The 19,646-nt window shown below is 61.5% G+C and carries 14 protein-coding genes; 9 read left to right on the plus strand and 5 right to left on the minus strand.

Annotated elements, in window-relative coordinates; translation table 11 throughout:
• Positions 1-5 precede the first annotated feature (5 nt).
• The 4 genes from WB528_RS16615 to WB528_RS16630 all read left to right on the plus strand — a co-directional run bounded on the left by WB528_RS16615 (position 6) and on the right by WB528_RS16630 (position 4,605).
• Positions 6-1,145: a thiolase C-terminal domain-containing protein gene (locus WB528_RS16615; RefSeq protein ID WP_423889500.1), complete on the plus strand. Its 1,140-nt coding sequence runs from the start codon at positions 6-8 to the stop codon at positions 1,143-1,145.
• Between the two features lie 30 nt (positions 1,146-1,175).
• Positions 1,176-2,090, plus strand: a complete 915-nt coding sequence (locus WB528_RS16620) for an SDR family oxidoreductase (RefSeq protein WP_423889501.1) — start codon at positions 1,176-1,178, stop codon at positions 2,088-2,090.
• A gap of 144 nt (positions 2,091-2,234) precedes the next feature.
• The gene (locus WB528_RS16625) at positions 2,235-3,377 is read left to right on the plus strand and encodes an SMP-30/gluconolactonase/LRE family protein (RefSeq protein ID WP_423889502.1); all 1,143 of its coding nucleotides are present in this window, start codon (positions 2,235-2,237) and stop codon (positions 3,375-3,377) included.
• A 166-nt stretch (positions 3,378-3,543) separates the two neighbouring features.
• Positions 3,544-4,605, plus strand: a complete 1,062-nt coding sequence (locus tag WB528_RS16630) for an SMP-30/gluconolactonase/LRE family protein (RefSeq protein WP_423889503.1) — start codon at positions 3,544-3,546, stop codon at positions 4,603-4,605.
• Between the two features lie 46 nt (positions 4,606-4,651).
• Here WB528_RS16630 and ppc read toward each other — a convergent pair whose 3' ends face one another.
• Both ppc and WB528_RS16640 read right to left on the minus strand, forming a co-directional pair.
• Entirely contained in the window at positions 4,652-7,450 is a 2,799-nt protein-coding gene (ppc, locus tag WB528_RS16635) for a phosphoenolpyruvate carboxylase (RefSeq protein WP_423889504.1), read from the minus strand.
• Positions 7,451-7,597: 147 nt separating this feature from the next.
• Positions 7,598-8,410, minus strand: a complete 813-nt coding sequence (locus tag WB528_RS16640) for a crotonase/enoyl-CoA hydratase family protein (RefSeq protein WP_423889505.1) — start codon at positions 8,408-8,410, stop codon at positions 7,598-7,600.
• 170 nt (positions 8,411-8,580) lie between these two features.
• Between WB528_RS16640 and WB528_RS16645 the strand changes: the two genes are divergently transcribed.
• The 3 genes from WB528_RS16645 to WB528_RS16655 all read left to right on the plus strand — a co-directional run bounded on the left by WB528_RS16645 (position 8,581) and on the right by WB528_RS16655 (position 12,147).
• Entirely contained in the window at positions 8,581-9,453 is an 873-nt protein-coding gene (locus tag WB528_RS16645) for an SDR family oxidoreductase (RefSeq protein WP_423889506.1), read from the plus strand.
• Positions 9,454-9,550: 97 nt separating this feature from the next.
• Positions 9,551-11,128, plus strand: coding sequence for a fatty acid--CoA ligase (locus WB528_RS16650; RefSeq protein ID WP_423889507.1), 1,578 nt, complete (start codon positions 9,551-9,553; stop codon positions 11,126-11,128).
• 8 nt (positions 11,129-11,136) lie between these two features.
• Entirely contained in the window at positions 11,137-12,147 is a 1,011-nt protein-coding gene (locus WB528_RS16655; RefSeq protein WP_423889508.1) for a Bug family tripartite tricarboxylate transporter substrate binding protein, read from the plus strand.
• Positions 12,148-12,180: 33 nt separating this feature from the next.
• Here the strand turns inward: WB528_RS16655 and WB528_RS16660 are convergent, their stop codons facing one another.
• Positions 12,181-13,842, minus strand: coding sequence for a flavin-containing monooxygenase (locus tag WB528_RS16660; protein WP_423889509.1), 1,662 nt, complete (start codon positions 13,840-13,842; stop codon positions 12,181-12,183).
• A gap of 189 nt (positions 13,843-14,031) precedes the next feature.
• On the opposite strand from WB528_RS16660, the gene WB528_RS16665 reads away from it, so the two are divergent.
• Positions 14,032-15,165 carry a nitronate monooxygenase gene (locus WB528_RS16665; protein WP_423889510.1) on the plus strand — a complete coding sequence of 378 codons (1,134 nt, stop codon included), beginning with the start codon at positions 14,032-14,034 and terminating at the stop codon, positions 15,163-15,165.
• Positions 15,166-16,680, plus strand: coding sequence for an acetyl-CoA acetyltransferase (locus WB528_RS16670; protein ID WP_423889511.1), 1,515 nt, complete (start codon positions 15,166-15,168; stop codon positions 16,678-16,680). It begins immediately after the preceding gene.
• A gap of 15 nt (positions 16,681-16,695) precedes the next feature.
• Here the strand turns inward: WB528_RS16670 and WB528_RS16675 are convergent, their stop codons facing one another.
• Together WB528_RS16675 and WB528_RS16680 are read right to left on the minus strand one after the other, a co-directional pair.
• Positions 16,696-17,889, minus strand: coding sequence for an efflux RND transporter periplasmic adaptor subunit (locus WB528_RS16675; protein WP_423889512.1), 1,194 nt, complete (start codon positions 17,887-17,889; stop codon positions 16,696-16,698).
• Positions 17,879-19,646: efflux RND transporter permease subunit (locus WB528_RS16680; RefSeq protein WP_423889513.1), on the minus strand; the 1,768-nt coding region annotated here is incomplete at its 5' end. The genes WB528_RS16680 and WB528_RS16675, both read right to left, overlap by 11 nt.

Raw genomic sequence — 19,646 nt, forward strand, 5'->3', positions numbered from 1 at the left:
GGCCCATGCGGAGGAACGAGGTAGCCGTCATCGGCGCGGCAGAAACCACCGAGCTCGGCGTAATCCCGAACATGTCGCAGATCCAGCTTCACGCCGATGCGGCGTTGAACGCCATCGCGGATGCCGGGTTGAAGCTGTCCGACATCGACGGTTTTGCGACAGCGGTCGAGACCCCGCAGCAGATCGCGCATTATCTCGGCATCACCCCGACTTGGGTCGACGGCACATCGGTCGGCGGCTGTTCGTTCATGCTCCATGTGCGCCACGCGGCTGCCGCGATCGAGGCCGGCCTGTGCAAGACTGTTCTGATCACGCATGCCGAAAGCGGCAAATCCAACATCGGCCGCACCCCGCGCATGATCGGCCCGGACAGCCTGAACGGGCAGTTCGAATTGCCTTACGGCGTTTCCACGCCGGCCAGCATGTTTCCGATCCCGGTGCTGCGCTACATGAAAACCCACGGCATCACCCACGAGCAAATCGCCATGGTCGCCGTGGCACAGCGCGAGTGGGCGGCGAAAAATCCGCGCGCGACCATGAAGGCGCCGATCACGGTAGAAGACGTTCTGAATTCGCGGATGATCGCCTATCCGTTTCGCATCCTGCAATGCTGCCTCGTCACCGACGGCGGCGGCGCGCTGATCCTGACCTCTGCGGAGCGCGCGAAGGATTTTCCGAATAAGCCGGTCTATATCCTCGGTACCGGTGAGAGCGTGGAAACCCCGATGGTCAGCCAGATGCAGACCTTCGATAGTTCACGCGCTTTCAGGGTCGCAGGTCCTCTGGCGTTTAAGGAAGCCGGCATTACCCACGCGGACGTCGATCACTTGATGATCTATGACGCCTTTGCGCATCTGCCGCTCTATGGCCTAGGCGATCTCGGCTTCATGCCACATGAGGAGACCGGAAAATTCATCGCTGACGGCCACACCAGACCGGGCGGCAAGCTACCGCTCAACACCAACGGCGGCGGCCTCAGCTATATGCATTCCGGCATGTACGGCATGTACGCGCTGCAAGAGAGCGTGCGGCAGATGCGCGGCATCGCGCCGGCCCAGGTTCAAGGGGCCAAAATTTCGGTCTGCCACGGCGTCGGCGGCATGTTCGCGGCGTCAGGCACGATCATCTTCACCAACGAGAAATAAAGAAACCGGCGGCGCAAGCGGGAGACCTCCATGGCCAAATCACTCGACGGCAAATCCATCATCGTGACCGGCGCGGGCCGCGGCATCGGGCGCGAGATAGCGCTGTTATGCGCAGCCGAAGGCGCCAAGGTCGTGGTCAATGATCCCGGCGGCGCGGCCGATGGATCTGGCTCAAGCGCCTCGCCCGCCGAGGAAGTGGTCGAGGAGATCAAGAAGCGCGGCGGGACGGCGGTGGCCAATTTCGAGAGCGTCGCGGAAGCCATTCCCGCGAGCCGCATCGTCAAGGCGGCGGTCGATCATTTCGGCAAGCTCGACGGCGTCGTCAACAATGCCGGAATCCTGCGCGACGCCATCTTCCACCGCATGAGCATCGACGCCTTCGAGTCCGTCATCAAGGTGCATCTGATGGGCTCATTCTATGTCTCCCATGCCGCCGCGCGGCTGTTCCGCGAGCAGGAGAGCGGATCGTTCGTCCACTTCACCTCGACATCGGGCCTGGTCGGTAACTTTGGCCAGGCGAATTACTCCGCCGCGAAACTCGGCATCGTCGGCCTTTCCAAATCGATCGCGCTCGACATGAACCGCTTCAACGTGCGCTCGAACTGCGTGTCGCCGTTCGCCTGGAGCCGCTTGATCGGCACCATTCCGACTGAGACCGAAGCGGAGAAAGCCCGCGTGGCTAACATCCAGCGGATGGGTCCCGAAAGGATCGCGCCGGTTGTCGCCTACCTGCTCAGCGATGCCGCCAAGGATGTCACAGGGCAAATCTTTGCCGTGCGACTGAACGAGATTTTCTTGATGAGCCAGTCGCGCCCGCTCCGCTCGGTCCACCGAGGCGAAGGCTGGACGGTGGAAAGCCTTGCCGAGCACGGCATGCCGGCGCTGAAGCCGTCATTTTACAAACTTGACCGCTCGGCAGATATTTTTAGTTGGGACGCGATCTGAGGAGAACCTGAGGTCTTCCAGAGACTTGGATAGATTCAACTCGTCGCTTCGCCAATCCGGGGCTGTTTCAGGAGCTGCCCGCCCGGTTTATGCCGAAATGTCGGCACATGTTTTCCTCCCAACAAAAACTCAAGGGAGGCGACCATGACGAATATGTTACGTCGAGAAATTCCTACTGATGACGGCCGTCGCGGCTTCGATCGGCGCGAGCTGATGAAGGGAGCTGCGGCGTTGGCAGCGACAGCCGCAACCGTGGCGACGGCCTCGGCGGCCGAGCGGCCGTTGGGCGAAACGGCGGTTCGGCTCCGAGACACCCAACCGTTTCCGCTGGGACCGCTGCCCGGCACGCGTTACCCCGACGCACACATCGAAGCTCTGGATAAGAGCTTCAAGGGCAGCGCCGGGACTGGCGCGGTTGAGCGCGTAGCGACCGGCTTCCGCTGGGCCGAGGGGCCGGTATACTTTCCGGCCGGGCGCTATGTGCTGTTCAGCGACATTCCCAATAACCGCATCATGCGCTACAGCGAAGACGACGGCCACTTGAGCGTCTATCGACAGCCGTCGATGAACTCGAACGGGAACACCATCGATCGGGAGGGACGCCTTCTCACCTGCGAACACAGCGGCCGACGCATCACACGTACCGAGCTTGATGGCTCGATCACCGTTATCGCCGACAAGTACCAGGGCAAGAAGCTCAACGCGCCGAACGACATCGTGGTCGCTTCCAACGGGACGATCTGGTTCACGGATCCTGGCTATGGGATCAAGGGCGACTATGAAGGCCTCAAGGAGCCGTTCGAACAGGACAAGCGCAACGTCTTCCGGGTCGATCCAAAATCCGGCGACATCAAGGTCGTCGCCGACGATTTCGTGATGCCCAATGGTATTACGTTCTCGCCCGACGAGAAGAAGCTCTACGTCATCGACACGGGCCTCACGGAGGGAGAGGGAAATCCGGCGTGGATCCGTGTATTCGACGTCGATATCGATGCGGGCAAGTTGTCGAATGGCAAGGTCTTCGCCAAAGACTTCGCTCCTGGCTTTACCGACGGCATGCGCTGCGACACCGATGGGAATGTCTGGTGCTCCATGGGTTGGGGTGACCCCAAGGAGGATGGCGTTCGCTGCTACAATCCCGAAGGCCACCTGATCGGCAAGATTCATCTGCCGGAAACCGTTGCCAATGTGTGCTTCGGAGGCCAGCAGCGAAACCGGCTTTACATCTGCGGCTCGACATCGCTCTACGCGCTGTACACTAGCGCGAAAGGCGCCATGAAGCCGTAGTTGGTTCTCGCACCGCCATTCGCGGCCACGCACCTCTCGCGTGATATGCGCGCCAACGCGCCCATATTTGCTGGGAAGCGCACTTCGCGTTAGCCTCCAGTCATTCGGGACGCGTAGCCGCGTCCCGAATGCTGTGTAGGGGACGGAAGGACAGCCGGGAGGAAAGATGACAAGCGAATTACGGCCCCCTCATCAATATGAGGGTGTCGAAGGTATCGGTCGCAGCGGCGAGACACGTAACTTCGGCCCGAACGCACCGCCCCAGCGCTATCCCGATCCAGACATCGTCGTCATCGACCCCAAGCGCTTCAAGGCGAAGGTCGGCAATACGGCCATCCAACGGCTCTATACTGGCTGCCTGTGGGCGGAGGGACCGGCCTGGAATGCGCAAGGCCAATATCTGGTCTGGAGCGATATTCCGAACAACCGGCAGCTTCGCTATCTCGAAGATGGCGGCGGATACATCTCGGAGAACTTCCGCAAACCGACCAACGAAGCCAATGGCAACACGTTCGATTTCCAGGGACGGCAAATCACCTGCGAGCGAACGCGCGTGGTTCGCTTCGAGCATAACGGGTCGGTCACCACACTCGCCGATCAGGCGAACGGCAAACCGTTGAATGGACCGAACGATGTCGTCGTCCATCCCAATGACGGCTCGATCTGGTTTACGGATCCCGGCTATGGCGCGATCGTCCTCTACGAGGGGCAACGGACCACCGATGGCTCGGTCCAGCCCTATCAGAAGGAAGCGGTCTACCGGGTCGATGCGCACACGGGCGAGATCAGGAAAGTCGCTGACGATGCTTTCAAGCCGAACGGCATTGCCTTCAGTCCCGATTGCAGGAACGTCTATATCTGCGACAGTGGGATCACCCACTACCCGCAGGCCAAGAACGTCGTCTGGCAATACGATCTCAACGGCGACAAGCTCTCAAACCCGCGGCCGCTGATCGATATGGCGATGGGCGGCCGATCAGGTTTCCCGGACGGCCTGCGGGTCGATACCGAAGGCAATATCTGGGTCGGCGCCGGCTGGGTCGGCGAAGGCTATGATGGCGTGCAGGTCTTCGCTCCCGACGACGGCCAGCGGATCGGTCAAATTCGCTTGCCGGAATGCTGCGCCAATCTCTGCTTCGGCGGCAAGAAGCGAAACCGCCTGTTTATGACCGCGAGCCAATCGCTCTATGCCGTCTATGTCGAAACTCAGGGCGCGCACAATTGCTGAGGGTCCCGTTGCTCAACTTCGCCATCAGGCGCGCGCGATGACTGGGCTAGCCGCTGTTGCGCAAGCCGGCCGAAATGCCGTTGATCGTAATCTGAATTCCGCGCAGCACCTGCTCATCCATGTTCTGCGCCCGGTGCTCCTTCAGGAGCTCGATCTGAATGTGGTTCAGCGGGTCGATATAGGGAAAACGATTGCGGATCGAGCGCTCCAGCGACGGGTTGCTTTCCAGCAGACGCTCCTGCCCCATAATCTCCAGCAGCCTATCGATCGAGCTCTGCCATTCACGCCGGATGCGTTCGAAGATGCTTTCGCGAAGCGCAGCGTCGGGCACGAGTTCAGCATAGCGTGAGGCGATCGCGATCGAGCTCTTGGCCAGCACCATGTCCATATTCGACAGCAGGGTACGGAAGAAGGGCCATTCGCGGTAGAGTTCCTTAAGGAAGGCCATGCCCGCGCCGGGATTCTCCTTCAGCCACGCCTCGACCGCGCTGCCGAACCCATACCATCCCGGCAACATCAGCCGGCACTGCGCCCAGCTGAAGACCCAGGGAATGGCGCGCAAGTCTTCGATCTCGCGGGTCTTCTTGCGCGACGCCGGACGGCTGCCGATGTTCAGCGTTGCGATCTCGGTGATCACGGTGGAAGCCCAAAAATAATCGGCAAATCCGTCGGTCTCGTAGACCAGACCGCGATAGGCCTTGAAGGCATGGGCTGATAGTTGCTCCATCGCCTCCAGATATTCCGCGCGTGGCGCTCTTCGTCTCGGCTGCAGCAGGCTTGCCTCCAGCGTCGCCGCCGCCAGCACCTCCAGATTGTCGAGACCGACATCCGCATTGGCATACTTGCTGGAAATGATCTCACCCTGCTCGGTGATCCGGATCTGGCCATTCACGGCGCCGCTGGGCTGCGCGATGATCGCGTCATAGCTCGGGCCACCGCCCCGTCCGACCGAGCCGCCGCGGCCGTGGAAGAGGCGCAGCCGCACATGGTGCCGCTCGAACACTTCGACGAGGCCGATCTCGGCCTTGTAAAGCTCCCAGCCTGAGGTGACGAAGCCGCCGTCCTTGTTGCTGTCGGAATAGCCGAGCATTACCTCCTGCACGGAGCCGCGGCTGTCGACCAGCTTGCGGTAATCGTGCATCGACAGGATCCGATCCATGATATGGCCGGAGCCCTGCAAATCCTCGATCGTCTCGAACAGCGGCACGATATTGATCGCGCTGCGGCCGGACGGATCGACGAGGCCGACTTCCTTCAGCAAGACCGCGACCTCCAGCATATCGGAGATCCCCTTGCACATCGAAATGATGCATTGGGGAATCGCATCCGCCCCGAACCTGACATGGGCCTCGGCGGCGGCCCGGAACACCGCGAGCTCGCCTACCGTCTCCTCGCTGTATTTGACGAAGGCCGAGGTCAGCGGCCGGGCATTACGCATTTCGCTGACGAGAAGTGCGATGCGCGCCTCCTCATTCAGCGCGAGATAAGACATGCCGGGCATCGCCGCATTGATCAACTCGGCGATGGTGCGTTCGTGAACCGCCGAGTTCTGCCGGATGTCGAGACTGGCGAGATGAAAGCCGAAACAGTCGATAGCGCGCCGCAGGTGACGCAGCCGTCCGCGCGCGATCACCCGCGAATTATTCGCCATCAGCGAGCGATAGAGGGTATCGAGATCGGCCTTGAATTCGGCGGCATCGGCATAGGGCTCAGCTTCGCCCACCGCCGCCCGCGTGGTCTCCACCTCCAGCCGCGTCGCGGTCGCGGTGAGCCTTGCAAAGATTCCGGATACTGCAAGGCGATAAGGCTCGCCACTTCGATGCGGCGACTTGTCGGGCGAGCTCTCAGCCAGCGTCCGCAGGTCTTTTGACACGTCCGCAAGATGCGCCGCCAGCGAAAGCTCGGAGCCGAGCACATGCAATTCGTCGAGGTAAAAGCGAACGACGCGGCTGGATTGCATCTTTAGCGTGCCGCGCATCATTTCCGCCGTCACGAACGGATTGCCATCACGATCGCCGCCGATCCAGCTTCCCATCTTCAGGAAGGACGCCAGTTCGCCTTGGGCAGCCCCCTCGCCTTCGTTGAGACGGTCTTCGAGACGGCAATGCAGCCGGGGAACCTCATCCAGGAAGGTATAGTCGTAGAAAGACAGGCCGTTGGCGACCTCGTCGAGCACGGTGAGGCGGGTGCGGCGCAAAATGTTGGTTTGCCACAACGTCAATACCGCGCGCCGCAATTGCTCATCGCTTGCAGCCAACTCCTCCGGCGTGAACTGCACCCGCTCGCGCCGGTCCAGCACGGCCGCAATCTCCATCTCGCGGTCGATGGTGCTCTTGCGGCGGACTTCCGTTGGATGCGCGGTCAGCACCGGACTGACCAGCGCCGTTGCAAAGAACTTGCGCAAGTCGGCTGCGCTGAGCCCGGCAGTACGGGCATGCGACAAGGTCAGCGCCAGCGTTCCAGGGCGTGGCGCTTCGCCGGCCCTGGAACCCTCCCGCATCCGGCGAATATTGTTCTGATCCTCGGCGATGTTGGCGAGATGGGAGAAGTAGCTGAAGGCGCGCACGATGCGCACTGTCTGGCTGATCGACATGCTGTCGAGGGTCAGTTCAAGCTCTCGGCGTGCCGCCTTATCGTCGCCGCGGTGAAACCGGATCGAAGTTTGCCGGATGCGCTCGACCAGATCAAAGACGTCGGCGCCCTCCTGGTCGCGGACAGTGTCGCCGAGGATGCGCCCCAACAGGCGGATGTCGTTCCGCAGCCTGATATCTTCTTCAAGCGCAACGCTTTCCTCGCTGCGACTGGATTCCAGCCCGTGTTCAGAAAGCATGATCTGGGTAGACATCGCTGAAATGCTCCAGAATCTGCCGGCATTCTTGAGTCGCAATTTTCGTGCCGCAGCGCAAGGCCAAGAAGCAGGCGGATTGCCCGTTACGGACGCGCCAAGTCCCGTTGCGACCGCGCCTGGCTGCGGATCGAGCCACAGACAGGATCACGGATCGACAAAATTCGCAGCACGTCTGTCGATATTGGCGCGAACCGCCTCGAGCTGATTGCCGCTGCCAATCAGCTTCTGCTGCTCGACCGATTCTGCCAATAGCGCGGGCGCCGGATCAATTGACAGGCCGTTCAGAAGCCGTTTGGCGGCACGGATCGCGTCTGGGCTTTTTGCGGCGATTTCACGCGCCACCGCAAGCGCCGCCGCACGGGGGTCGTCGCAGATTCGTGTCGCGAGGCCATAACTCAACGCCTCCTGCGCCGAAAAAATCCGCCCCGTGTAAGTCAGCTCTCGCAGGATATCGTCGCGCACGAGGCTCGCCAGAATCGGGGTTCCCGCCATGTCCGGCACCAATCCCCATTTGATCTCCATGATCGACATCCGGGCGTCCGCACTCAGAAATCGCATGTCGGCGCCAAGCGCGAGCTGAAAGCCGCCGCCAAATGCCACCCCGTGAACCGCGGCAATCACCGGCACCGGAAGCTGCCGCCAGCCCCATACGGCCATTTGCGGAAAATTGGCGATGCCGGCGGTACGCAAAGTGAGATTGCGCGCCTCGCCGCCCGCAATGCCGTTGCCGCCATCGTCCTTCATCGCGGCGAAACGACCCGTATCAAGGCCGGCGCAGAAGGCACGGCCCTCGCCGGACAATACTACCGCGCGCACGCCTTTCTCGCTGCCAAGTCTTTTCGCGGTTGCGACCAGCGCCTCGAACATTGCGGCATCCAGCGCGTTCATCTTGTCGGCGCGAACCATGCGGACATCGGCAACCCCTCCCGAGATCGTCACCTGTATGCGATCATCCATGATGGTTTCCTCCTGGTGTCCCGATTCCGAAGTCCGCATGATGAACCCGCCTGCAGCCATGATACGGACCTCTGGACCGCCACACTGCCACTCCGTACGATAACGGCTTTACACGAAAGCTTCCTCCGGTTTTATTCGTCTGCTCCTGACAAGCAAGAACGGGGACCGTCATGTTCAGCGAAAAACTCCTTGTCGGCCGGCGAATTCTCGTGACCGGCGGCGGCACCGGGCTCGGCAAATCGATGGCAAGCCGCTTTCTCGAGCTTGGCGCGGAGGTCCATATCTGCGGACGCCGCAAGAGCGTCTGCGACGAGACGGCAACCGAATTGATGGACCTCTACGGCGGCCGCGTGACCAGCCACGGCGTCGATATCCGCAACGCGTTGGCAGTCGACGAAATGGTCGAGGCGATCTTCAAGGATGGTCCGCTGACCGACCTCGTCAACAACGCGGCGGGCAACTTCATCTCGCGCACCGAAGATCTTTCTTCGCGCGGCTTCGACGCGGTTGCCAACATCGTCATGCACGGCACCTTCTATGTCACCCATGCCGTCGGACGGCGCTGGATCGCGAACAAGCTCCGCGGCAATGTCGTGTCGATCACCGTCACCTGGGTCCGCAACGGCAGCCCCTATGTGGTGCCATCGGCCATGAGCAAATCCGCCGTCCACGCCATGACCATGTCGCTGGCGGCTGAATGGGGCCGCTACGGCATCCGGCTGAACACGATTGCGCCGGGCGAAATTCCAACCGAAGGCATGAGCAAGCGGATCAAGCCAGGTGACGAAGCCGGCGCACGTACCAAGGCCATGAACCCGATGGGCCGGGTTGGAACGATGGAGGAGTTGCAAAACCTGGCGGTATTCCTGATTTCCGGCGGCTGCGACTGGATCAACGGCGAAACGATCGCGATGGACGGCGGCCAGGCGCTCGCGATGGGCGGAAATTTCTATCAGTTGCGCGACTGGACCGACACCGACTGGGAAAACGCTCGGGATCAGATCAAGGCGCAAAACGAGAAAGATCGCTCCGCACGGCAGTAAAGGCCTGTCTCCCGTCGAAAGCCAAAGCGCGTCGCTATTGTCTTTGCCGTCAGATGCCGCCAAACTCCTCGCCAAAATAATACTCCGGGAGGAGGACATGGCCGTCTCACAAGGGCTGGCGCACCTTGCCGACATGGTGCGCGGGCTGGCGCGTTCACGCGGCAAGGAAACAGCCTTCGAATTCGAGGGACGCGAGACCAGTTTCGCCGAGTTCAACGTGCTGACCAACCGCGTCGCAAACGGGCTGATCGCTCTCGGCGTTCGCCCGCGGGAGCGGATCGCCTATCTTGGCAAGAACAGCGACGTCTATTTCGAATTGTTACTGGGCGCCATGAAGGCCAATGCGGTGATGACGCCGGTCAATTGGCGGCTGGCGGCGCCCGAGATTGCTTACATCATGGCGGATTGCAAAGCGCCCGTTCTCTTCGTAGGGCCCGAATGCGTGGCCCAGGTTCACAGTATTCAATCACGACTGCCTGAACTGCGCGTGGTTATTGCGGCCGAGGGCGGCGCGGCGGAATGGCAAAGTTATCAGGCCTGGCGGGACGCACAGAGTCCTGACGACCCAAAGGTCCAGATCGAGCGACAGGATGTTGCAATCCAGCTCTATACCTCCGGCACGACCGGAAAACCGAAAGGCGCCATGCTGTCGCACGCCAACCTTCTCGACCAGCTTGAGAATGGCGACGGCGCCGACGCCGACTGGAACCGCTGGACCGAGGATGACGTCTCGCTGGTCGCAATGCCGATTTTCCATATCGGTGGTTCCGGCTGGGGCCTGCTTGGCCTTTGCCACGGCGCCAAAGGCGTGATCGCGCGGGAGTTCGATCCCACCAAGGTGCTCGACTTCATCGAGCATGCCAAAGTAACCAAGCTGTTCATGGTGCCGGCCGCGATGCAGTTTGTCGTTCGGCAGCCGCGGGCGCGCAGCGTGGATTTCTCGCGCCTGAAATACATCCTATACGGCGCCTCCCCGATCCCCGCGGCGTTGCTGAAGGAATGCATCGACGTATTTGGCTGCGGCTTCGTGCAGGTCTACGGCATGACCGAGACCGCTGGCGGCATTGTCGCGCTTCCGCCCGAAGACCACGTCGAGGGATTGGAGCGCATGCGCTCTGCCGGCAAGGCGTTGCCGGGCGTCGAGCTTGCGATCCTCGACATTGACGGCAAGCATTTGCCGCCGGGCGAGGTCGGCGAGATCGCGACAAGGTCCGGCTCCAACATGGTCGGCTACTGGAACCTGCCGGAGGCGAGCGCCAAAACCGTGGGGCCCGACGGCTGGCTGCGCACCGGAGACGCCGGTTACATGGACAAAGATGGCTACCTCTACGTCCAGGACCGCATCAAGGACATGATCATCTCGGGCGGCGAAAACATCTATCCGGCCGAGGTCGAGAGTGCGGTTTGCGATCACCCCGATGTCGCGGAAGCCGCCGTGATCGGCGTGCCCGACGACACATGGGGCGAAGTGGTCAAAGCCATCGTGGTATTAAAGCCCGGCAAGCAGACGACTGCATCCGACATCATCGGCTTCACGCGGACGCACATCGCAGCATTCAAGACGCCCAAGACGGTGGATTTCATCGACGCCCTGCCCCGCAACGCCTCCGGCAAGATCCTGCGCCGCCATCTGCGCGACCCCTATTGGGCTGGAAGAGAGCGGCAGGTGAATTGAATCCTGGCATGACGGCGCTTAGGAAAATCAGGATACAAGATGACGGATCGCGACCGCGCCGTCGCTGGTTTCTTCTGCTTGCGCTGATCCTGACGGCGCTGCCTTGGCATGCAAGCCAGGCCGCCGGATATCCGGAACGAGCGATCAAGATCGTCGTCCCCTTTCCCGCGGGCGGTCCTACCGACGTGGCAGCGCGGATGATTGCGCAAGCGCTTGCGACGAAATTCGGCAAAGGCGTTGTCGTTGAAAATCATCCGGGCGCTGGCGGCCGGATCGGCGCCAAAGTGGTCGCAGCCGCGGCGCCTGATGGCTACACGTTGTTGTTGGGCGGGACCAACGTCAATGCGATCGGGGCGATCTACAGCGACCTCGGCTTCGACCCCGTCAAATCCTTTGCCCCGATCGGCGTGGTCTGCGTCGATTCGCTCGCCATCGCCATCTCGCCACGGGTACCCGTCCATGATTTCAAGGAATTTATCCAGTATGCGAAGGACCATCCCGGACAGCTGAAATACGGCGCCTCGCCCGGCATCTACACGCAATTTGCCGGTGAATACTTCAAATTGAAGACCGGAACCGACATCCTGTTCGTACCCTACAAGGGCGGCGCGCCCGCTGTGACGGATGCGCTGGGCGGGCACATCGAAATGGTCGTCAACAACAAGTCGAACCTTTTGCCGCAGTTCAAGGACGGCAAACTGAAAGCGCTTGCAGTGACCAGCGAAGAACGCTGGCCGGAATTGCCGCAAACCCCGACGATGCGCGAAGTAGGCATTCTCGGTTTCCCGCAAGAGGTCTTGTTTGGCCTGTTGGCGCCCGCGGGAACGCCCGAAGCGATCATCATGCTGCTCAACAGCACCATCAACGAGGCGGTTCAGTCGGCGGAGGTTCGCGCCAGCCTCGAAAGCGTCGGCGTAGACGCCAGGATTGGAACGCCGGAGGCGTTCGCCTCGGCGCTTGATGAACAGGCCCGTGAATGGAAGAGAGTGATCGAGGAAACGGGCATCACGGTCGAGTAAGTAAACTGACGTTAGCTACGCATCAAATGGCCGTCAGGATGTCGCGGCTACCCGCTCAGGCTCCCCTGCCGTCATCGTAAACCCCCGATAGCCCGCGGCTGCGACCTCGTCGCAGATGCGACGATAGACGCCGACGCCGCCGATATAGGGCATGAAGATGCGCGGCTTGCCCGGGATGTTGGCGCCCATGTACCAGGAATTGGCCTGCGGGTAGACCGTCATCTGCGCCACTTCATTGACGTGCGCGACCCATTGCTCCTCAGCATCGCGGGCCGCTTCCATTGAAACGAGGCCGCGGCCGCGCATGAAAGCGAGGCAATCGGCGATCCAGTCCACATGCTGCTCGATCGAGACGATCATGTTCGAAAGCACCGACGGGCTACCAGGCCCGGTGATAATGAAGAGATTCGGAAAGCCCTCGCTCATCAGGCCGAGATAGGTTTTCGGTCCCGCGGCCCATTTCCGGTTCAACGTCCCGCCGTCTCGGCCGCGAATATCGATTTTGGCGACTGAGCCAGTCATCGCATCGAAGCCCGTCGCCAGCACCAGTGCGTCTATCTCGTACGTCTTGGCGCCCGCACGCACGGCGTTCGGCAGGATTTCCTCGATACCGCTGGAGCGGATGTCGACCAGCGTCACGTTTGGGCGGTTGAAGGTTGCGTAATAGTCGGTGTCGACGCAAATCCGCTTGGAGCCAATCGGATGATTATCCGGTTGAAGACGCCGTGCGGTCGCGGGGTCGCTGACGATTTCGGCGATTTTGTCGCGGACGAAACTCGCCGCCGTATCGTTGGCAGCCTGATCGAGGAGGAGATTATTGTAGGCCATCATGAAGGTGAGGCCGCCCTTGGCCCAACGCTGCTCATACCTGACGCGCCGCGCGTTCTCGCCGTCGTCAAGCGCGCCGCGATCGGGCATTTCGGCATAAATGCCGTTGCGCGCCTCTTCACGGGCAAAGCGCCTGATCTCGGGATAGTTCCTGCGAATGGCGTCACGTTCCTCATCCGTCAGCGCCGCATTACGCGCCGGAATCGAAAAATTGGGCGTGCGCTGGAAAACAAAGAGATGACGGGCTTGCTCTGCAATCATCGGAACTGACTGGATCGCCGAAGAGCCCGTGCCGATCACGCCGACGCGCAAGTCCGTGAAATCGACCCCTTCGTGCGGCCAATGGCCGGTGTGATACACCTTGCCCTTGAAGACCGGTAAGCCCTTGATGTCCGGCATCCTGGCGTTGGACAGACAGCCGGTCGCCAGCACGACGAATTGAGCCCGCGCGGTCTTTCCGTCCGAGGTTGCGACCTGCCAAACGCCACGGCTCTCGTCGAATTCGGCACGTTCAACACGGGTGTTGAATACGATGTCGGGACGCAAACCGAAGCGGTCGGCGACATGCTGCGCATATTTCAGGATTTCGGGCTGTGGCGCGTAGTGCTCGCTCCAGTTCCATTCCTGCTGCAATTCCTCCGAGAAAGAATAGGAGTACTGCATGCTCTCGACGTCGCACCGCGCGCCGGGATAACGATTCCAGTACCAGGTGCCGCCGACATCACCGCCCTGTTCATAGACACGCGCCGAAAATCCGAGCGTGCGGAGCCGGTGCAGCATGTACATTCCGGCAAAGCCGGCGCCGACCACGACGACGTCGAAGGTCTGTTCCCGGCTGTTTTCCGGAACTGGTGGCGCAGCAGGCATCAAGACGCTCCTTTCGAGCCTCAATCGTTGTTAGGCGCAGCATTCTACCGGTTGCTGCAAAGCGCAAGGGTGAAAACCAAAGAGTATCTTCGCTGGCATATTCTATACCGCGGAAAGCTTTCATGTCCGCGCGACGTGGTGATAGATTGCTCCCCAAGAAATAATGTAACTCTGGGAGCGGAAACAACGATGAAATCGCCGGTCTGCGAAATGCTGGGCGTTGAGTTTCCGCTGTTCGCCTTCAGCCATTGCCGCGATGTTGTTGCAGCCGTGAGCCGGGCCGGAGGATTCGGAGTCCTCGGAGCCACCGTCCATTCGCCCGAGACGCTGGAGCAGGAGCTGAAGTGGATCGACGATCACGTCGACGGCAAGCCGTATGGCCTCGACGTACTCATTCCGGAAAACATCTCAACCGCTGGCGAGACCGATGTCACCTGGCAAAGCCTTGAGAGACGGATTCCGTCCGAACATCGCGCCTTCACCCGCGATCTCCTGAAGAAATATGGCATCGAGCTCACAACCACATCCGTCCCCGTCAATACCCCGCAGCCCTTCGACGCGAGGCGCGCGCTGGAGTTGCTCGAGGTCTCGTTCCGCCACCCGGTCCGGTTGATTGCCAACGCACTTGGTGTCCCGCCAAAGGCCATGATCCAGATGGGCCGGAAACACGGCGTTCCCGTCGCGGCGCTGGTCGGAGCCAAGGAACACGCGTTGCGCCAGGTCGCGGCCGGCGTGGATATTCTGGTGGTGCAAGGCACGGAAGCCGGAGGCCATTGCGGCGAAGTCTCCACCATGGTGCTGGTGCCGGAAGTCATCAAGGCCATCGAGCCCATTCGCGACGTACCGGTGCTGGCGGCGGGCGGCATCATGACCGGGCGGCAGATGGCCGCGTGCATGGCGATGGGAGCGGCCGGGGTCTGGACCGGTTCGGTCTGGCTCGCCACCACGGAATCCGAGACCAGCGAGATATTTCGCGAGAAGATGATCGCCGCCTCCTCGCGCGACGCGGTCCGCTCCAAGGGACGTACCGGCAAGCCGGCGCGGCAACTGCGTTCAGTGTGGACGGATGCCTGGGACCGCGATGCCGCCTCTCCCGGTGCCCTGCCGATGCCGCTTCAAAGCATCATCAGCCGCGACGCCTTTCAATCCATCGACCGTGCCGCCGCGGCGGGCAACGCAAAGGCGCGGGACCTCGTCAGCTATTTTGTCGGGCAAGGGGTGGGACTGATCGACAGCGTAAAATCAGCAACAGCGGTGGTGCAGGAATTCAAGCAAGATTTTGCCGAAGCGGTGGAGCACATGAACGCGCTGGTAGAAGAATAAATGACGATACTTTCCCTCTCCCCCGACCGAATCCCCGTCATTGTCGGGGTTGGCGAAATCACCGATCGACCCCAAGAGATTACAGATGGCCTTGAGCCCATGACCTTGCTGGTCGAGGCTCTCAAGCGCGCCGAGGCTGACAGCGGCGCTGCGCTGCTTGGCGAAATCGACTCGCTCGACATCGTCAACTTTCTAAGCTGGCGCTACCGCGATCCGGAAAAGCTGCTCTCGTCCCGTCTCGGCATCACGCCGAAGCACGCTTATTATGGACCGGTCGGAGGTGAAAGCCCGATCCGCTATCTGAATGAAGCCGCGCAACGCATCGCGCGCGGTGAATCCATCGTGGCTGCCGTTTGCGGCGCCGAAGCGCAGAGCACGGCAACGAGGGCCGAACGGGCCGGCATTGCCCTGCCATGGACGCCTTTCGCGAAAGACATTGAGGAGCCCAAGCGCGGCGCGGCATTTCAGAAGCCGATCGCGGTCAAGCTCGGCGTCTTCCGACCGGTCAGCGTCTATCCGTTTTACGAGGCAGCCGCCTCGGCCCATTGGGGTCAGACGCCGCGCGAGGCGATGGCCGAATCCGGTGCGCTCTGGTCCGCCTATTCGCAAGCGGCCTCGGAAAATCCGAATGCCTGGCTGAAGCGGCGCTTTACGCCGGAAGAAATCACGACGCCTTCGCCGGACAACCGGTTGATCGCGTGGCCCTACACAAAGCTCATGGTTGCCAACCCGACCGTCAATATGGGCGGTGCGCTGCTGATGACGAGCCTCGCCAAGGCACGGTCTGCGGGCATTCCCGAACACAAACTGATTCACGTGCTCGGAGGAGCATCGGCGGAAGAGCCACGCGACTATCTCGAACGCGACCAGTTCGTGGAAAGTCACGCGCAGAATGCCGTGCTCGGCGCCGTGACGGATTTGGCCGGCGGCCAAGCCAAGGCCTTCGACGCGATCGAACTCTATAGCTGCTTTCCCTGCGTGCCAAAGATGGCGCGCCGAACGTTGGGATTGGACCCGGACATCAATCCAACCGTTACCGGCGGCCTGACCTTCTTTGGCGCGCCGCTCAACACCTACATGACGCATGCGGCCTGCGCGATGGTGAGGAAGCTGCGCGGCGGCGCGAGGCTCGGCCTGCTTTACGGCCAGGGCGGCTTTGTGACCAAACATCACGGACTGGTCTTGTCGCGGCAGGCGTCAGCCGAGCCATTGGCGCAAGAGACGAGCGTCCAGAGCGAGGCCGATCGCCATCGCGGCGCGGTGCCGGCCTTCGTAACCGAAGCCGCCGGCATGGCAACAGTCGAAAGCTTCACCGCGATCTACGCCCGCGACAACGCGATCGAACACGGCGTGGTGATGCTGCGGACGTCAAATAACGCGCGCACCCTCGCGCGGGTGCCGGCTCACGATCGCGCCACGCTCGCGCATCTATTGGATATGGATCGTAGCCCGGTCGGTTCGTCCGGCGAGATTTTCCGCGCCGATGACGGGATTTTGGAGTGGCGGACGGCTTGAGGCAGAGGAAGCGCTCTACCCCTTCTCGCCCTGCTTGGTCGATACCGTCGCCGGCCGGCCCTTCGTGCTGACGACACGAACCGGGTCGCCGTCGATGATGCCGTCGGGCGGCGTGCTGATGACGCGGTCATCCAGCGTGATACCGCCCGCAAGCTCGATATCGCGCCCAAGATCGCGCGAGATCGTCACAGGCTTGAACAGTATCCGGTTCTCCGGCGTCACTGTCGCCACCCGCAGGCCCTTTTGATCGAAGACGAGCGCGCTGGAGGGAATGTGCAACGGCACGCCATCGCGCTGAAGAACCAGGCGGACATTGGCAAAGCCCCCCGGCATCAACTCGCCGGCGGAATTGTCGAGGCCAAGTTGCATCTGCGTCGTTCCCGACGCGATATCGACCGCTTGCGAGGAGGCCTCTACCGTCGCCTCGAACGTCCGGGTCGGATATTCCGGCACCGTAATCGTCGCCTTGGCGCCGATTTTCACCGAAGGCACGTAGGTCTGCGGCACGTTGACATAGACGCGCAGCTTCTTGATGTCAGAGACGATGAACATTGGCGGTCCGCTGCCGCCTCCGGCGTTGATGAGCGCGCCGACGTCGGTGTTGCGCGCAGTCACGATGCCGTCGAACGGCACGGTAATCTTCTTGTAACCGGCCAGCGCTTCGAGCCGTTCGACATTTGCCTGGCTGGAGTTGACGGCGGCGTTCTTGTTGGAGAGGTCGGCGGTACGCTCGTCGATCTCCTGCATCGAAACGAAATTTGACGCGATCAGCGTTTTGCGGCGGGCCAGCGTTACCTCGGAAAGCTTCGCACTGGCCTGCTGGTTGGCCAGATCGGCACGAGCCTGGAGCAATTGCTGATCGAGGTCCGGCGCATCGATTTCGGCGATCACCTCGCCGGCCTTGACCCGCGCGCCGATATCGGCGCTCCAGCTCTTCAGGTAGCCGTTGACGCGCGCGAAGATCGGCGCACGGTAATAGGCCTCCAGCCGGCCCGGGAGGTCGATCGTTGCCGTCAATGCTCCGGGATCGGCGTAGGTCACCGCGACGGAGGGGATTGCCTGGTCGTCGGTCCATTCACGCAACTTGACCGTGGTGTCCTCGCGGGCACGGATACCCGTGACCACCAGCGTCAACGCGGCGATAGCGGCAAGTACGCAGAAAATACCCAGTTTCCGGCGAGAGACCGTCGGGCGCGATTCAGTGGGCATTCTTCGTCTCCGATGGGACAGCGGCTTTGGCGTCCCGTTTTTTGTGCAGCATACTAAAAACCACCGGAACAAACATCAATGTCGCGACGGTTGAAAACATCAGGCCGCCGATCACGGCCCGGCCCAGCGGCGCATTGGCCTCGCCACCGTCGCCAAGGCCGAGGGACATCGGCAGCATGCCGATGATCATGGCGAGCGCGGTCATCAGCACCGGGCGGATCCGAACAAAACCGGCCTCGATCGCGGCGGCCACGGGGTCGCCCAGTTCGTCGTAACGTTCGCGGGCAAAACTGATAACGAGCACGCTGTTGGCGGTGGCAACGCCCATGCACATGATCGCGCCGGTCAGCGCCGGCACCGACATCGTGGTGTGGGTCGTGAACAGCATCCAGACGATCCCCGCCAGCGCCGCCGGCAGCGCGGTGATGATCACGAACGGATCGGACCAGGACTGGAAGTTCACTACGATCAGGAAATAGACCAGCACGATCGCGCCGAGCAGGCCGAACAGCAAACCGGAGAACGAACTGTTCATGGTCTGCACCTGACCAGAAAGCGCCACCGTGGAGCCCTTCGGCACGTCCTTGGCGGTATCCGCGATTACCCTGCTGATATCCGTCGCGATGCCGCCGAGGTCGCGTCCCTGCGGGGTCGCGAAAATCTGCACCATCGGCTGAATGTCGTATTGCGAAACCATGGCGCTCGACGTCGTCCGCGTAATGCTGGCGACGCCGCCAAGAATGGGCGCCTGCGTCGGTACGTTGGAGGTGATCGGCAGTGTCTCCAGCGCGCTGATGGAATCGAGCTGGTATTGCGGCGTCTGCATTACCACCGAGTAGTTCACGCCGTTATCAGGGTTGAGATAGTAGGTCGGCGCAACCTGTCCGCTGCCCGACAGATTGACCGTGAGGCTGTTGACGACGTCGCGCTCGGTCAGACCGACATATTGCGCCCGCGTCCGGTCCACATCGATGTTGAAGGTCGGGTTCTTCATCGATTGCTGAATGCGCGCGTCGGCGACGCCTGGAATCAGGCGAATCTGCTTGAGCAGGTCGGTGGCGTAAGCGAAGTTCGCATTCAGATTGTTACCCCGGATCTCCAAGTCGATCGGCGCGGGCGCGCCGAAGTTCAGGATCTGGTTGACAATATCAGCGGGAAGAAAAGCAAAAGTTACGCCAGGGAAGAGCCGCGGTAGCTGCTCGCGCATCGCCTTCACGTAGCTTTCAGTCGGCGGATGATTCTCCACCAGCTTGATTTGAACATCGCCGTCCTGCGGGCCCATCACGCCGGTATTGTTATAGGTCATGTTGATGCCGGAGATCGGCATGCCGATGTTGTCGGCCATCGTCTCGATCTGATCCGGCGGGATGATCTTGCGGATGGCTTTTTCAATATCCGTGAACCGGTTTGCGCTTTCCTCCAGACGGGTGCCGACCTGAAGGCGCACATGCATCAGAATCTGGCCGGCATCGACCGAGGGGAAGAAGTTCTGCCCGAGATACGGGACCATCACGAACGAGGCGGCAATAAAACCCAGAAAGCCGATCACGAAGGTCGGACGGTGGCGCAGCGCGAGCGTCAGCAGATCGCGATAGCCGTTGCGGAAGCGTTCGAACCTGGCCTCGAAGCCGCGCTGGAACCAGACCAGCGGATTGCGCGTCGGCGGCAACGCCGCGCCGTGCTCATGCTGATGCGGCTTCAGCAGGTACATCGCCATCGTCGGCACCAGCGTTCGCGACAGGATGAACGACCAGATC

The organism is Bradyrhizobium sp., from assembly GCF_049586575.1.
In the GTDB taxonomy this organism is placed as follows: Bacteria; Pseudomonadota; Alphaproteobacteria; order Rhizobiales; family Xanthobacteraceae; genus Bradyrhizobium.